Annotated in this window: 13 protein-coding genes; 2 read left to right on the top strand and 11 right to left on the bottom strand. The window is 55.0% G+C overall.

Going from position 1 to position 15,758, the window contains the following annotated elements:
• Positions 1–25: 25 nt before the first annotated feature.
• Positions 26–217, top strand: coding sequence for a YfgG family protein (locus OGV67_RS18015; protein ID WP_012131276.1), 192 nt, complete (start codon positions 26–28; stop codon positions 215–217).
• A 150-nt stretch (positions 218–367) separates the two neighbouring features.
• Here OGV67_RS18015 and guaA read toward each other — a convergent pair whose 3' ends face one another.
• Together guaA and guaB are read right to left on the bottom strand one after the other, a co-directional pair.
• Positions 368–1,945, bottom strand: coding sequence for a glutamine-hydrolyzing GMP synthase (gene guaA, locus OGV67_RS18010; RefSeq protein WP_058667885.1), 1,578 nt, complete (start codon positions 1,943–1,945; stop codon positions 368–370).
• A gap of 68 nt (positions 1,946–2,013) precedes the next feature.
• The gene (gene guaB / locus OGV67_RS18005; RefSeq protein WP_012131273.1) at positions 2,014–3,480 is read right to left on the bottom strand and encodes an IMP dehydrogenase; all 1,467 of its coding nucleotides are present in this window, start codon (positions 3,478–3,480) and stop codon (positions 2,014–2,016) included.
• A gap of 161 nt (positions 3,481–3,641) precedes the next feature.
• Here guaB and xseA point away from each other — a divergent pair, with 161 nt between their 5' ends.
• A complete protein-coding gene (gene xseA, locus OGV67_RS18000; RefSeq protein WP_104868347.1) occupies positions 3,642–5,015 on the top strand; it encodes an exodeoxyribonuclease VII large subunit in 1,374 nt (457 codons plus the stop codon).
• Here xseA and OGV67_RS17995 read toward each other — a convergent pair.
• The 9 genes from OGV67_RS17995 to rlmN form a co-directional block, all read right to left on the bottom strand.
• Complete coding sequence (locus tag OGV67_RS17995; RefSeq protein WP_058669111.1) at positions 5,012–5,227, bottom strand: zinc ribbon domain-containing protein; 216 nt, start codon at positions 5,225–5,227, stop codon at positions 5,012–5,014. The two genes, xseA and OGV67_RS17995, sit on opposite strands and share 4 nt — an antisense overlap.
• Positions 5,228–5,357: 130 nt before the next feature.
• Entirely contained in the window at positions 5,358–6,911 is a 1,554-nt protein-coding gene (locus tag OGV67_RS17990; protein WP_286465849.1) for a peptide MFS transporter, read from the bottom strand.
• A gap of 300 nt (positions 6,912–7,211) precedes the next feature.
• Entirely contained in the window at positions 7,212–8,684 is a 1,473-nt protein-coding gene (der, locus tag OGV67_RS17985; RefSeq protein ID WP_047462015.1) for a ribosome biogenesis GTPase Der, read from the bottom strand.
• Positions 8,685–8,802: 118 nt separating this feature from the next.
• Positions 8,803–9,981: an outer membrane protein assembly factor BamB gene (gene bamB / locus OGV67_RS17980; RefSeq protein ID WP_286465848.1), complete on the bottom strand. Its 1,179-nt coding sequence runs from the start codon at positions 9,979–9,981 to the stop codon at positions 8,803–8,805.
• Positions 9,982–9,991: 10 nt separating this feature from the next.
• Positions 9,992–10,612, bottom strand: coding sequence for a YfgM family protein (locus OGV67_RS17975; protein ID WP_012131267.1), 621 nt, complete (start codon positions 10,610–10,612; stop codon positions 9,992–9,994).
• A 13-nt stretch (positions 10,613–10,625) separates the two neighbouring features.
• Positions 10,626–11,900, bottom strand: coding sequence for a histidine--tRNA ligase (hisS, locus tag OGV67_RS17970; protein ID WP_024130119.1), 1,275 nt, complete (start codon positions 11,898–11,900; stop codon positions 10,626–10,628).
• A 109-nt stretch (positions 11,901–12,009) separates the two neighbouring features.
• The gene (gene ispG / locus OGV67_RS17965; RefSeq protein ID WP_012131265.1) at positions 12,010–13,128 is read right to left on the bottom strand and encodes a flavodoxin-dependent (E)-4-hydroxy-3-methylbut-2-enyl-diphosphate synthase; all 1,119 of its coding nucleotides are present in this window, start codon (positions 13,126–13,128) and stop codon (positions 12,010–12,012) included.
• A gap of 26 nt (positions 13,129–13,154) precedes the next feature.
• Positions 13,155–14,168: a cytoskeleton protein RodZ gene (rodZ, locus tag OGV67_RS17960; RefSeq protein WP_115608968.1), complete on the bottom strand. Its 1,014-nt coding sequence runs from the start codon at positions 14,166–14,168 to the stop codon at positions 13,155–13,157.
• Between the two features lie 290 nt (positions 14,169–14,458).
• On the bottom strand, positions 14,459–15,625 hold the full coding sequence (rlmN, locus tag OGV67_RS17955; protein ID WP_012131263.1) for a dual-specificity RNA methyltransferase RlmN: 1,167 nt from the start codon (positions 15,623–15,625) through the stop codon (positions 14,459–14,461).
• Between the last annotated feature and the right edge of the window lie 133 nt (positions 15,626–15,758).

Raw genomic sequence — 15,758 nt, 5'->3', positions numbered from 1 at the left:
CTGGGCATACCCTAAGGAACCTTTTGTGAGTCAGGCAACCAGTATGCGAAAACGACATCGATTTAACAGTCGAATGACCCGTATCGTACTGTTTATCAGTTTTCTCTTCTTCTTCGGACGCTTCGTCTACTCTTCTATCGGTGCCTGGCATCATCATCAGGATAAAAAAGAAGCTCAACAGTCCACTCTCTCAGTCGAGACGCCTGCTCAACGCTAAACTTTTCCTGCTCACATAAACATACTGTTTTCTGGATTGCATATGCATTCGCCGGACAGATAGCGCTGTGCCTCAGTCTGGTAAAGAAAAACCCCCTGCACAGGCAGAGGGTCTTTATTCATTACAACGCAGTAGTCATGAAGCGGGAGATTATTCCCACTCAATCGTTGCTGGCGGCTTACCGCTGATGTCATACACCACGCGGGAGATGCCGTTGACTTCGTTGATGATGCGGTTAGAGACGCGGCCGAGGAAATCATACGGCAGGTGCGCCCAGTGCGCGGTCATAAAGTCGATGGTTTCTACCGCACGCAGGGAGACAACCCAGTCGTATTTACGGCCATCGCCCATTACGCCAACGGAGCGAACCGGCAGGAACACGGTGAACGCCTGGCTCACTTTGTTGTACAGATCCGCTTTGTGCAACTCTTCGATGAAGATAGCATCCGCACGACGCAGCAGGTCGCAGTACTCTTTCTTCACTTCACCCAGCACGCGTACGCCCAGACCCGGCCCCGGGAACGGGTGACGGTACAGCATGTCGTACGGCAGGCCCAGTTCCAGACCAATCTTGCGCACTTCGTCTTTGAACAGCTCTTTCAGCGGCTCAACCAAACCCATCTTCATCTCTTTCGGCAGGCCGCCCACATTGTGGTGAGATTTGATGACGTGCGCTTTACCGGTGGCGGAAGCGGCGGACTCGATAACGTCAGGATAGATAGTGCCCTGCGCCAGCCATTTCACGTCTTCCAGTCTGAACGCTTCTTCATCGAAGACTTCAACGAATACGCGACCGATGATCTTACGTTTCGCTTCTGGATCGTTTTCGCCTTTCAGCGCGGTCAGGAAACGTTCTTCCGCCGGAACGTGAACAATGTTGAGACCAAAATGATCGCCGAACATGTCCATTACCTGCTCGGCTTCGTTCAGACGCAGCAGGCCGTTATCAACAAATACGCAGGTCAGGTTTTTACCGATGGCACGGTGCAGCAGCATCGCGGTAACGGAAGAGTCAACGCCGCCAGACAGGCCGAGGATCACTTTGTCGTCGCCAACCTGTTCACGGATGCGATTTACCGCATCGTCGATGATCTTCGCCGGAGTCCACAGCGCTTCACACTGGCAGATATCACGCACAAAGCGTTCCAGCATGCGCATACCCTGACGGGTGTGTGTGACTTCCGGGTGGAACTGCACGCCGTAAAAACGTTTTTCCTCGTTAGCCATAATGGCGAACGGGCAGGTTTCGGTGCTGGCAACGGTGACAAAGTCAGACGGGATAGCGGTAACTTTATCGCCGTGGCTCATCCACACGTCCAGCAGCGGCTTGCCGTCTGCGGTCAGGGAGTCTTCAATGCCGCGAATCAGCGCGCTGTCGGTTCTCACTTCCACCTGCGCGTAACCGAATTCACGTTCATTGGATGCTTCAACATGGCCGCCCAGTTGCATCGCCATCGTCTGCATGCCGTAGCACACGCCGAATACCGGCACGCCAGCTTCAAACACATACTCCGGCGCGCGCGGGCTGTTTTCTTCAGTGGTGCTTTCCGGGCCGCCGGAAAGAATAATACCGCTTGGGTTGAATTCGCGAATTTGTGCTTCCGTAACATCCCACGCCCACAGTTCGCAGTAAACGCCGAGTTCACGCACGCGACGCGCAACCAGCTGAGTGTACTGAGAACCAAAATCCAGGATGAGAATGCGATGTTTATGAATATTTTCCGTCATTGACGCTAATTCCGAGGCAAGTGAAACAGATTAAATAAATCGCCCGACACGAGGTCGGGCGAAGAAAATCAGGAGCCCAGACGGTAGTTCGGGGACTCTTTGGTGATGGTCACGTCATGAACGTGGCTTTCCTGAATACCCGCACCGCTGATGCGTACAAACTCCGCTTTGGTACGCAGCGCGTCGATAGTACCACAGCCGGTCAGACCCATACAGGAGCGCAGGCCGCCCATCTGCTGGTGAATGATCTCTTTCAGGCGGCCTTTATACGCTACGCGGCCTTCGATACCTTCCGGCACCAGTTTGTCTGCCGCGTTATCGCTCTGGAAATAACGGTCAGAGGAGCCTTTGGACATCGCGCCCAGAGAACCCATACCACGGTAGGATTTGTAAGAACGGCCCTGGTACAGTTCGATTTCACCCGGGGATTCTTCAGTACCCGCCAGCATGGAACCGACCATTACCGCGCTTGCGCCTGCGGCGATCGCTTTGGCGATATCGCCGGAGAAACGAATACCACCATCGGCGATAACCGGAATGCCCAGACCTTCCAGCGCTTCAACCGCGTCAGAAACCGCGGTAATCTGCGGAACGCCTACGCCAGTGACGATACGGGTCGTACAGATAGAGCCTGGACCGATACCCACTTTCACCGCGCTGACGCCAGCGTCTGCCAGCGCGCGCGCGCCTGCGCCAGTTGCTACGTTGCCGCCGATGATTTGCAGATCCGGGTATTTGGCACGGGTTTCACGAATGCGTTGCAGAACGCCTTCGGAGTGGCCGTGAGAGGAGTCGATCAGCAGTACGTCAACGCCTGCGGCAACCAGCGCGTCAACGCGCTCTTCGTTGCCCGCGCCCGCGCCGACTGCCGCGCCAACGCGCAGACGACCCTGCTCATCTTTACAGGCGTTCGGTTTACGTTCCGCTTTCTGGAAATCTTTTACGGTGATCATGCCGATCAGATGGAAGCTGTCATCCACAACCAGCGCTTTCTCAACGCGTTTTTCGTGCATTTTGGCAAAAACCACTTCACGCGCTTCACCTTCGCGCACCGTGACCAGGCGCTCTTTCGGCGTCATATACACGCTGACAGGCTGGCTCAGGTCAGTGACAAAACGCACGTCACGACCGGTAATGATACCGACCAGCTCGTTATCTTCGGTGACAACCGGATAGCCAGCAAAACCGTTACGTTCGGTCAGTTCTTTCACTTCACGCAGCGTGGTGGTTGGCAGAACGGTTTGCGGGTCGGTGACCACGCCGGATTCATGTTTCTTCACGCGGCGAACTTCTTCCGCCTGACGCTCGATAGACATGTTTTTGTGGATAAAACCGATGCCGCCTTCCTGTGCCAGGGCGATTGCAAGGCGCGCTTCCGTCACGGTATCCATTGCTGCGGAGAGCATAGGGATGTTCAGACGAATGGTTTTCGTCAACTGCGTGCTGAGGTCGGCAGTATTCGGCAGAACGGTGGAGTGAGCGGGAACGAGGAGGACGTCGTCAAACGTCAGAGCTTCTTTAGCAATACGTAGCATGGGCAATATCTCTAACCTGGGGGTGGACAAATATTGCCGTGGCATTATACAGAGCGAAACCGATTGCATCCACACTTTTTTGCAAATAATGCTTGCGATCCCCTGTGGGCGGGTTACTATCGACTGAATAACTTGCTGATTTAGAATTTGATCCCGCTCACATGTTATCCTCTCAGACCTCCTCAATCTTTACCGTAAGCCGCCTTAATCAGACGGTTCGTCTGCTGCTTGAGCAGGAAATGGGGCAAGTATGGATCAGCGGTGAAATCTCTAATTTCACGCAGCCCGCCTCCGGTCACTGGTACTTTACGCTAAAGGATGACACCGCCCAGGTACGCTGCGCGATGTTCCGTAACAGCAACCGCCGCGTCACTTTTCGCCCGCAGCACGGGCAACAGGTGCTGGTTCGCGCCAATATCACCCTGTATGAGCCACGCGGCGACTATCAGATCATCGTTGAAAGCATGCAGCCTGCGGGTGAAGGCCTGCTCCAGCAGAAATATGAGCTGCTGAAAGCAAAATTGCAGGCTGAAGGGCTGTTCGATCAGCAGTATAAACAACCGCTCCCCTCGCCCGCTCACTGCGTCGGGGTGATCACCTCAAAAACCGGTGCCGCTTTACATGACATTCTTCATGTCCTGAAACGCCGCGATCCCTCCCTGCCGGTTATCATCTACCCGACCGCTGTTCAGGGTGATGACGCGCCGGGCCAGATTGTTCGCGCCATTGAACGGGCTAACGCCCGAAGTGAATGCGACGTGCTGATCGTCGGGCGCGGCGGCGGTTCACTGGAAGATCTGTGGAGTTTTAACGATGAACGCGTCGCGCGGGCGATTTTCGCCAGCCGCATTCCGGTCGTTAGCGCCGTCGGCCATGAAACCGACGTCACCATCGCCGATTTTGTTGCCGACCTGCGCGCGCCGACGCCTTCCGCAGCCGCCGAGATAGTCAGCCGTAATCAGCAGGAGTTGCTGCGCCAGATTCAGTCCGCGCAACAACGCCTCGGGATGGCGATGGATTACTATCTGGCAAACCGCAACCGCCGTTTTACGCAGCTTTTCCATCGGTTACAGCAGCAACACCCGCAACTGCGCCTGGCGCGCCAGCAGACAATGCTGGAAAGATTGCGCCAGCGGATGAACTTCGCGCTGGATAATCAACTCAAGCGCGCGGCCTCGCGCCAGCAACGTGTCCTTCAGCGTTTAAACCAGCAAAACCCGCAGCCGCGAATTTATCGTGCGCAAACGCGTATTCAGCAGCTGGAGTATCGTCTGGCCGAGAACGTGCGCGCACGTCTGAGCGCCACACGCGAACGCTTTGGCAATGCGGTAACGCATCTTGAAGCCGTCAGCCCGCTCTCCACGCTGGCGCGTGGTTATAGCGTAACCACGGCGACGGACGGCAAGGTGCTGAAGCAAACCAGACAGGTGAAAGCCGGTGATGTGCTCACCACCCGGCTGTCAGACGGCTGGGTGGAAAGCGAAGTGAAAGGCGTGACGACCGCGAAGAAAACGCGCAGGAAAAAGACGGATTAAAGCGGCACAAACTCCACGCGCTTTTTAGAGATCAGCCCATGACCATTCTGGCAGAAATAATCCACCGCGCCGCAGGCTTTTAACACCTGGAGCGGCTTATGGCACTCCGGGCAGCGCGCTTCAAGTTCAATATCTTTATTGCAGCTGTCGCAGTGCGCCGCACCGTTTTGCGGTTCCAGCTCTGTATGGCAATCCGGGCAGGTAATCGACACGGTAACTCCTTTGATATGTTGCGAGCTGAGCATCAAAACCCATGACCAATAAATCCCTGAACGCCTGTTCCCGTCTCATTCGTTGAACTGCCAGGGCGTCACTCACGCCCCGGCCAGGTCGAATGTTGCATCAGGCGTTAGTGACCGGCTTCTGCTCATTTTTAGTCTGTGTATTTTCCAGCATACGACGAACCGGAACAATAAGCACGATCAGCACCGCAGCGCAAATCAGCAGGGCGACGGAGCAACGCGCGAAGAGGTCCGGCAGCATATCGAGCTGATCGGCCTTCACATGGCCGCCAATCAGGCCCGCAGCCAGGTTACCCAGCGCGCTCGCACAGAACCACAGCCCCATCATCTGACCGCGCATTCTTTCCGGCGCCAGCAACGTCATGGTCGCCAGACCAATCGGGCTCAGGCACAGCTCGCCCAGCGTCAGCATCAGAATGCTGCCTACCAGCCAGAACGGCGATACGCCCGCCCCGCCGTTATTCAGCACGTTCTGCGCCGCCAGCATCATCAGGCCAAAGCCCGCCGCCGCACACAGAATACCGATAACAAACTTGGTGATGCTGCTCGGGCGAATGTTCATGCTCGCCAGCTTTGGCCATGCCCAGCTGAACACCGGCGCCAGCAGGATGATAAACAGAGCGTTGATCGACTGGAACCATACGGCTGGAATCTCAAAATCGCCGATCATGCGGTTAGTGTAGTCGTTGGCGAACAGGTTGAATGAGGTCGGCTTTTGCTCAAACGCAGACCAGAAGAATGCGGCTGAAACCAGCAGGATAAAGCATACCAGCAGTCGTGCGCGCTCTTTACGGTTCAGGCCCGCAAAAACAAACAGGTAGATAAAGTAGAGCGCAACAGACGCCGCAATCACGTACACCAGCATGCTGGCTACCGCGACCGGGTTAATCACAATCACGCCCTGAGCGATCAGCGCAACGATAACCACCACGCCTACTGCCAGCGCCAGCAGCCATACGCCCACGCCGTTTCTCTTCACTACCGGGCTGTTCCAGGTGGAGTCCAGCCCCACTTCGCTGTCGTAGCGTTTCATTGCCGGAACGGCAAACACGCGGAAGATGATCAACGCCACCAGCATCCCGATGCCGCCGATACCAAAGCCCCAGTGCCAGCCGTGGCTTTTAATCAGCCAGCCGGAGATCAGCGGCGCAATGAACGACCCCATATTGATGCCCATATAGAACAGCGAGAAACCGCCGTCACGACGCGCATCGCCTTTTTTATACAGCGTCCCCACCATGACCGAGATACAGGTCTTGAACAGGCCAGAACCGAGCACGATAAACATCAGGCCAATAAAGAACAGGTTGTCGCCCATCACGGCAGAGAGCGCAATCGACAGGTGGCCGAGCGCAATCAGAATCGAGCCGTACCAGACCGCTTTCTGCTGGCCGAGCCAGTTATCCGCCAGCCAGCCGCCCGGCAACGCCGCGAGATACATCGTACCGGCAAAGATACCGACAATCGCGGAGGCGTTTTCACGCGCCAGTCCCATGCCCCCGTCATAGACGGTCGCAGCCATAAACAGGATCAGTAACGGACGGATGCCGTAAAACGAGAAACGTTCCCACATCTCGGTGAAGAACAGCGAACCGAGCGGATAAGGATGGCCGAAGAACGTTCGGCTTTCTTTTTGATTAACAGAGGATTGCATAATTCTCCCGAAAAGGTATGTCGTTGTGCTTATAAACACCGCAATGCACGCCGACCAGTTACGTATCTGGCCGATTTTTTTACATGCGGCGAAGGGTTATTTAACCATTTGATAACCTGGAGCCAGTTTTGTCTAGTACCAACCCCTGGACTTTAAGATGAAAATTCGACAATTGTCTACTTTCTTAGATTTAAAGTTGGAAGAAAACGAATAGTCATTGACATCACACAGGGAAACCATCGGCTGGAGCAAAACAAAAAAACCCGCGACAGGCGCGGGTTTTATCAACGTCAGCGACGATTATTTGCTTTTCTTAATGTGCTTAATCAGACGTTTACGCTTACGCATCTGGGTCGGGGTCAGCGTATTGCGCTTATTCGCATACGGGTTTTCCCCTTCTTTAAACTGAATACGGATAGGCGTTCCCATCACGTCCAGCGATTTGCGGAAGTAGTTCATCAGATAGCGCTTGTAAGAGTCCGGCAGGTCTTTCACCTGGTTGCCGTGAATCACCACGATTGGCGGGTTATATCCCCCGGCGTGGGCATATTTCAGCTTCACGCGGCGACCGCGAACCAGCGGCGGCTGGTGATCTTCAACCGCCATAGTCATGATGCGGGTCAGCATGGCGGTGCTGACGCGACGGGTTGAACTGTCATACGCTTCACGTACGGACTCAAACAGGTTGCCCACGCCGCTGCCATGCAGCGCAGAGATAAAGTGTACGCGCGCAAAGTCGATAAAGCCCAGACGGAAGTCCAGCGTCTCTTTCACCTGCTCTTTCACTTCCTGGGTCAGACCGTCCCATTTGTTCACGACGATGACAAGTGAGCGCCCACTATTAAGGATAAAGCCCAGCAGTGACAGGTCCTGATCGGAAATCCCTTCGCGCGCATCAATAACCAGCATCACCACGTTGGCATCTTCAATCGCCTGCAACGTTTTAATGACGGAGAATTTTTCTACCGCATCGGTGACTTTCCCACGCTTACGTACGCCTGCGGTATCAATCAGCACGTATTCACGCTCATCGCGTTCCATCGGAATATAGATACTGTCGCGCGTCGTTCCCGGCATGTCATAGACCACTACGCGGTCTTCACCCAGAATACGGTTAGTCAGTGTGGACTTACCTACGTTCGGACGGCCGACAATCGCCAGTTTGATTGGCAGATCCTGAGGGTTGAAGTCATCTTCCGGCTCCTCTTCCCCGTTCTCTTCCGCTGCCAGTTTCGCCCAGTATTCGGCGTCTTCGTCCACCTCTTCCTGCGGGGCGACGTCGTCCATCCACGGCAGCAGAACATGCTCCAGCAGGCTGAGCACGCCACGACCGTGAGAAGCTGCAATCGGGTGAATTTCACCTAAACCCAGCGCATAGAAGTCGACAACCGCCTGATCGGGATCGAGCCCGTCAGTTTTGTTTGCCACAAGGAACGTGGGTTTTTCGCGGGAGCGCAGATGTTTGGCGATCGCTTCATCCGCTGGCATCAGGCCAGCACGCGCATCCACCATGAACAGCACAACATCAGCCTCTTCAATCGCCAGCAGCGACTGTTCCGCCATGCGGGTTTCCACACCGTCTTCGGTGCCATCAATACCGCCGGTATCAATACAGATAAACTCACGGCCTTCAATCTCCGCACGACCGTACTTACGGTCACGAGTCAGACCCGGGAAATCCGCAACCAGCGCATCTCGGGTGCGAGTTAGACGGTTAAATAACGTGGATTTTCCGACGTTAGGGCGCCCGACAAGCGCGACCACAGGTACCATGTTTAAAGCCTCATTTAAAAAATCATCAAACAACGCGCGCGATTTTTGCGCCGTTGTTAAAAACAGTAAAACGGCCCCTGCACCAGGAGCCGTTTTTCAAAGCGTGCGGTCGTGACGATTAACGCGTAATAGAGTACAGCGTACCGTCTTTCGCCTGGATCAGCAGTTTGCCATCGGCAGAGGCCGGTTCGGTCAGGAAGCCGGAGCTATCCACTTTTTGCTGAGCCACAAAACGACCGTCCTCAACGTTAATCCAGTGCATATAGCCTTCGCTATCGCCTACCACCAGATTGCCATTATACAGCGCAGGCGATGTCAGCAGACGGTGCAGCAGATCGCTTTGCGTCCACAGCGTCACGCCGCCGTCGGTGGTCAATGCCAGAATACGGTCGTTCTGATCCACCAGGTAGATACGATCGCCGTCAACGATGAAATCATTCACCGAGCCCAGCTCACGTTTCCACATAATCTGACCACTGCGCAGATCCAGCGCCGTCAGGTTACCATTATAAGCCAGCGCGTAAACGACGCCATTGACGATAACCGGCGTGGTATCGACATCGCTCAGACGGTCGATTTCAGTCGAACCGGTCGCCTGGGAAATACGCTGTTGCCAAATCATCTGGCCCTGCTGCATCAGCACGGCGCTGACGCGACCGTTATCACCACCCACAATGGCGGCGCCATACGCGGTAGCCGGAGCGGACTCACCGCGCAGCGAAAGCGACGGCATGTCGAGGTTCACGGTCCATTTGATCGCGCCGTCCGCCTCATTCAGCGCCTGCAACTGACCGTTGCTGGTATGAATAAGCACCAGGCCATCGCTAACAACCGGGCGAGATAACGCTTCACCGGCGACTTTCGTCTGCCACGCCGTCGTACCGTCAGCCGCGTTCAACGCATAAACCTGCGCTTTTTCGCTGCCAATATAGACATGGCCGCCGGAGACCGTTACGCCGCCAGACAGCAACGCAGGCGCTCTGGAGAACCAGCCGTCTTTCTCCGCCAGGTTCACGGACCAGACTTCTTTCCCGTCATCCGCGTTTACCGCTTTTACGGTGCCTTTACGGTCAGCCGCGTAGACCACGTTATCGGCATACGCCGGGTGCAGGTTGGAATAAAACTCGCCGATACCGCTACCTACAGACGTACTCCATGCGGTAGACGGCGTAAACTGGTTTTCCACCGTCGGCAACGGGGACATTTTGACAACATCTTCTTCGCCACTAAACAGTGAACAACCGCTCAATAACGTAACAGAAAGCAGTCCTGGCAGAAGTAATTTACGCAATTGCATCGGGTCCCTCTCAGATGGACAAATTATTGATTTTCATCTGCATCATTTCACTCAGCGCCGGGCTGGCATCGCTTTTCACGCCTGCTTCCCATGCGCTACGCGCGCCTTGTTTATCGCCTTTGCTCAACAACGCTTCGCCACGCAGATCGGCGACAATCGCAGCCCATCCTTCACCTTTTACGGTATCGAGCGTTTTCAGCGCGGTATCGGCCTGCTTGAGCTGCACCTGAACGCGGGCAAGACGCAGATTAATCACCGCTTTGAGGTTCTCATCGCTGGTGGCCGCCAGTCCTTGCTGTAGCTGGGCTGCGGCTTTCTCAAGTTCATTTTGATCAACAAACTGCTGCGCCAGTTCCATAGAAGCTAACGCGCCGTAGGTATTTTTATTCTCCGTGGCGAATTTCTCCGCAGCGGAGATGCTATCCGGTTTGCCCGCGCTCACCGCGGTCACCGCATTTTGATATGCCAGAGAAGCAGAGCGTGCGGACTCCGTCTGATGACTGGTCCAGTAGCGCCAACCGAGCAGCGCGCCAACCCCTAAAATCACCCCAACAGCCAGCGCTTTGCCATTTTCAGCAAAGAAGCGTTTAATCGCATCAACCTGGTCGTTTTCGTTCTCGTAAATTTCCACGCTGTCCTTCTCCTTAACCCAATAACGTGCGCAAATGTGCGGTCACACTATCCTGTGCGACTGCCGTTTGCTCACCAGAGCGCAAATCCTTCACTACAACGGTGCCGTCAGCCACTTCGGACTCACCCAGCACCAGTGCAACGCGGGCGCCCCATTTATCGGCACGGGCAAACTGTTTCTTAAAGTTGCCGCCGCCGTGGTTAGTCATCAGTTTCACGCCCGGATTTTCATCACGCAGGCGCTCCGCCAGTGTCATCGCCGCAGACTGCGTATCCGCGCCTGAGGCTACCAGGTATATATCGACAACAGGATCGGCATTAAATTCCAGATTAACTGCCTGAACTAACAAAACAAGTCGTTCCAGACCCATCGCAAAGCCCACCGCCGGGGTTGCGCGACCGCCAAGTTGCTCCACCAGACCGTCATAACGACCACCGGCGCACACTGTGCCCTGAGAACCCAGACTGTTGGTTACCCATTCAAATACGGTGCGGTTGTAGTAATCAAGGCCGCGAACCAGACGCTGGTTGACGGTGTAAGCGATACCCGCCGCTTCCAGCAGTTTGCACAGACCGGCAAAGTGCTCGCGGGAGTCGTCATCCAGATAGTCGCCCAGAGCAGGCGCATCGTTGAGCAGCGCCTGAACGTCCGGGTTCTTGGAATCCAGCACGCGCAGCGGGTTGGTATACATGCGGCGTTTGCAGTCTTCGTCCAGCTTCTCTTTATGCTGTTCAAGGTATGCCACCAGCGCATCACGATAGTTGGCGCGCGCGTCAAGCGAACCGATGGAGTTCAGCTCCAGATTCACATGTTCAGCAATACCCAGCGCACGCCACCAGCGCGCGGTCAGCAGAATCAGCTCCGCATCAATATCCGGCCCTTGCAGACCGAAGGCTTCGACACCCAACTGATGGAACTGACGATAACGCCCTTTCTGCGGACGCTCATGGCGGAACATCGGCCCGATATACCACAAGCGCTGTTCCTGATTGTACAGGAGACCATGTTCGATACCGGCGCGTACGCAACCCGCCGTCCCTTCAGGACGTAACGTCAGGCTGTCGCCATTACGATCCTCAAAGGTATACATCTCTTTTTCAACCACGTCAGTGACTTCACCGATAGCGCGTTTGAATAACGGGGTCTGCTCTACAATCGGCAAACGGATTTCACTGTAACCGTAGCTGCCGAGCACGTTTTTGAGTGTGCCTTCAATGCGCTGCCAGATGGCGGTTTCGCCAGGCAGATAATCGTTCATGCCGCGAATGGCTTGAATGTTTTTTGCCACGTTTATTCTCTTTCTGAATATAAAAATGAACCCTCAGCGCTTCCCAAACGATACGGGAGCCATGCGGGTTCAATCATACACGGGAAGCGCGCCGCTTCCCATCGCGTTATTATTTTTCAACCTGCTGCACGTCGATTCGACGCGCTTCGTCCATAATGCTGGCCTTCGCGCGGATACGGGCTTCAAGCTGCGTAATCATATCATCGTTGTCGAGTCTGTCTTTACGCACACCGTCTTCATACAGGCCGCTTTTTTTGTTGCCGCCCGTTACGCCCAGCGTCGAAACCAGCGCTTCGCCCGGCCCGTTCACCACACAGCCGATGATGGAAACGTCCATTGGCGTGATGATGTCTTCAAGGCGTTGTTCCAGCGCGTTGACCGTGCCGATGACGTCGAACTCCTGACGGGAACAGGTTGGGCAAGCGATAAAGTTGATCCCACGCGCACGAATGCGCAGCGATTTCAGAATATCGAAGCCCACTTTAATTTCTTCTACCGGATCGGCCGCCAGAGAGACGCGCAGCGTATCGCCAATGCCTTCCGACAGCAGTAAACCGAGGCCGATCGCCGATTTCACAGCGCCGCTGCGCGCGCCGCCTGCTTCGGTGATCCCAAGATGCAACGGTTGTTCGATCTGTTTCGCCAACAGACGATAGGATTCTACCGCGAGGAAAACATCCGAGGCTTTCACGCTGACTTTAAACTGATCGAAGTTCAGGCGATCGAGATGATCCACATGGCGCATCGCCGATTCCAGCAGCGCCTGCGGCGTTGGCTCACCGTACTTTTCCTGTAGATCTTTTTCCAGCGATCCGGCGTTTACGCCGATACGGATAGGGATATTTTTATCGCGGGCGCAGTCAACAACGGTACGAATACGCTCTTCGTTACCGATGTTGCCTGGGTTGATTCGCAGGCAATCCACGCCATATTCCGCCACTTTCAGCGCAATGCGATAGTCGAAGTGGATATCAGCAACCAGCGGGACATTAACCTGCTGCTTGATAAGCTTAAACGCCTCTGCGGCATCCATTGTCGGCACGGAGACGCGGACGATATCCGCGCCAACACGTTCCAGCGCTTTAATTTGATTGACCGTCGCTTCCACATCCGTCGTGCGCGTATTGGTCATTGACTGTACGGCGATGGGGGCGCCATCGCCAATCGGCACATTCCCAACGTAAATACGTTTCGATTTTCTACGTTGAATTGGAGCCTGGTTATGCATGAAAAATCTCCCGCGTTGCCCGTCTGTTACTGCGCCGGTGATTGTTCGGCATTAAGGGTCAGACGCGCAACCTGGTTAGTTCTGATAAAACGGCTCAGATCGACAGGTTTTCCTTGATACTGGATCTGTACCGCAGCCGGGGCGCCAATTTTAAGCTTATAAGGCGCCTGACCGGTTAGGTTTAAATTGCCATCTTTACGCTGCATTCCGCTAAACAGTTTTTTACCTGTCGCATCGGTGACTTCCAGCCAGCAATCGGCGGTAAAGTTCATCACCAGCGCGTTCTGATCGACCGCTGACGTAGCCACGCCCGCCTGATCGGTCGGCAATGACGCCGCATCACCCGGCGCGGCAGGCGCCGTGGTTGCGGTATCCACATTCGCCTGAGAAGGCGCAACGACCGCATTCTGCTGAGCGTCTGCGGCAGGCGCCGTGGTCGTCGCGGACGCATCCGGCGTCTGCGGCACGGCGTTTGTCGCCGTAGAGTCAACAGGCGCAGTTGGCGCTGGCGTCGAATCCTGGCTTGCGGCTTCGCTGGTGTCCAGCGGTACGCTCTGGGCGCTATCGCCGCCGGCATTCAGTTCAGCAGAGGATTGATCGACCATCGTGGTGAGTTCTTCCTGCTGCGCCTTATGGTTTTGCCACCACCAGGCCCCCGTCAGGCCAACCACCACAAACAGCACCAGCCAGGTGAACGTCATCAACCAGCCATCGCGCTTTTTACGACGCTTACCTAAAGAGAAGCTCTGCATCGGCGCGACTTTGGAAGGACGAACCGGCGCCTGTTTTTCCAGACCGGGCAGCAGTTCTTCTTCAGGGATGTGCACCAGACGCGCATAAGAGCGGATATACCCGCGCAGAAACGTTGAAGCGAGATCGGCCGGGGCCTTATCTTCTTCAATATCGCGTACCGTGGAAACCTTCAGGCAAAGTCGCTCTGCAACCGCCTGCTGGCTGAGTCCGAGTTGTTCACGGGCATTGCGCAGACGAACGCCGGTGGATTGTGCTTCATTTTGGTCGTGCGTGGCTTCAGTATTCATTCGCTACAGCTGCTGGTACGTAAATTGGGGTTCAGGCGCCGGTGAGACACAATGCCCACCCGCACCGCGAAACATCTGGTCAGTTAACCTTAGTTGGACAGTATAAGACTGTCAGGCTACTTATGACAAAACAGCTTAATCCTTAAGGCTAAACTATTGTTGCACCGCTACATACTGCCCTAAAGTTGACAAAAACGCACCGTTAATATTGACCAGATAAGTACAACTTGAGGCATCATTCAACCAACATTGCGCCACTGTACACAAAACACACAATGGCGCAAGCCGTATCAGACCGCCTTAATGTCGATAGCCTCACCTTGCATACGCTTACGCAGAGTACGTTTGGTACGGTCAATCACATCTCCGGCAAGCTGACCACAAGCGGCATCAATATCGTCGCCGCGTGTTTTACGCACAATGGTCGTGAAACCATAGCTCATCAACACCTTAGAAAAACGATCGATGCGGCTGTTGGAACTCCGGCCATACGGCGCGCCCGGGAACGGGTTCCACGGAATCAGGTTAATCTTACACGGCGTATCTTTCAGCAGTTCCGCCAGCTGATGCGCATGTTCCGTTCCATCGTTGATGTGGTCCAGCATGACGTATTCAATTGTGACGCGTCCCTGATTCGCATTGGATTTCTGCAAATAACGGCGAACCGCGTCGAGGAACGTTTCGATGTTGTACTTTCTGTTGATCGGTACAATTTCATCGCGAATTTCATCGTTCGGCGCATGCAAAGAGATCGCCAGCGCAACGTCAATCATGTCGCCCAGTTTATCCAGAGCCGGAACAACGCCTGACGTCGACAGCGTAACCCGGCGTTTAGACAGACCGAAACCGAAATCATCCAGCATGATTTCCATCGCCGGTACGACGTTGGTCAGGTTCAGCAGCGGTTCACCCATGCCCATCATCACCACGTTGGTGATCGGACGTTGCCCGGTGACTTTCGCTGCGCCGACAATTTTCGCCGCACGCCACACCTGGCCGATAATTTCAGAGACGCGCAGGTTACGGTTAAAGCCCTGCTGCGCAGTCGAGCAGAATTTACACTCCAGCGCGCAACCAACCTGTGAAGAGACGCACAGCGTGGCGCGATCGTCTTCCGGGATGTAGACCGTTTCCACGCGCTGATCGCCAACGGCAATCGCCCATTTGATGGTGCCATCTGAAGAACGCTGTTCTTCCACCACCTCTGGCGCGCGGATTTCCGCCACCTCTTTCAGTTTGCCACGTAACACTTTGTTGATGTCGGTCATCTCATCAAAGTTATCGCTGCAATAGTGGTACATCCACTTCATCACCTGATCGGCGCGGAAGGGTTTTTCACCTAATTCTTTAAAAAACTCCCGCATCTGCTGACGGTTCAGATCCAGCAGGTTAATTTTTCCATTTTTATCAGGAACAACCGGGGTGATGATTTCAGACGTGACAATTTGTTCAGACATATTCTATTCCGGCCTCGTTATTACACGTTATGGCCCCTGGAGGGTTGAAAAAAGAAGCGCCCCAGTGAGCGGTGCTCGTCCTGGGGCGCTGCATTGTACAAATTCTATCGCAAGGATGCCACGCCTGCGCGGG

Origin of the sequence: Citrobacter sp. CK188 (assembly GCF_030333525.1) — a bacterium.
In the GTDB taxonomy this organism is placed as follows: domain Bacteria; phylum Pseudomonadota; class Gammaproteobacteria; order Enterobacterales; family Enterobacteriaceae; genus Citrobacter_B; species Citrobacter_B koseri.
The sequence above is the reverse complement of the archived record's forward strand: the minus strand, read 5'-3'. Positions and strand labels throughout refer to the sequence as shown.

Bases quoted from the DNA above. Each gene is read 5' to 3' on its own strand.
- guaA (WP_058667885.1), bottom strand. From the start codon at position 1,945: ATGACGGAAAATATTCATAAACATCGCATTCTCATCCTGGATTTTGGT.
- guaB (WP_012131273.1), bottom strand. From the start codon at position 3,480: ATGCTACGTATTGCTAAAGAAGCTCTGACGTTTGACGACGTCCTCCTC.
- xseA (WP_104868347.1), top strand. From the start codon at position 3,642: ATGTTATCCTCTCAGACCTCCTCAATCTTTACCGTAAGCCGCCTTAAT.
- OGV67_RS17990 (WP_286465849.1), bottom strand. From the start codon at position 6,911: ATGCAATCCTCTGTTAATCAAAAAGAAAGCCGAACGTTCTTCGGCCAT.
- der (WP_047462015.1), bottom strand. From the start codon at position 8,684: ATGGTACCTGTGGTCGCGCTTGTCGGGCGCCCTAACGTCGGAAAATCC.
- bamB (WP_286465848.1), bottom strand. From the start codon at position 9,981: ATGCAATTGCGTAAATTACTTCTGCCAGGACTGCTTTCTGTTACGTTA.
- ispG (WP_012131265.1), bottom strand. From the start codon at position 13,128: ATGCATAACCAGGCTCCAATTCAACGTAGAAAATCGAAACGTATTTAC.
- rodZ (WP_115608968.1), bottom strand. From the start codon at position 14,168: ATGAATACTGAAGCCACGCACGACCAAAATGAAGCACAATCCACCGGC.
- rlmN (WP_012131263.1), bottom strand. From the start codon at position 15,625: ATGTCTGAACAAATTGTCACGTCTGAAATCATCACCCCGGTTGTTCCT.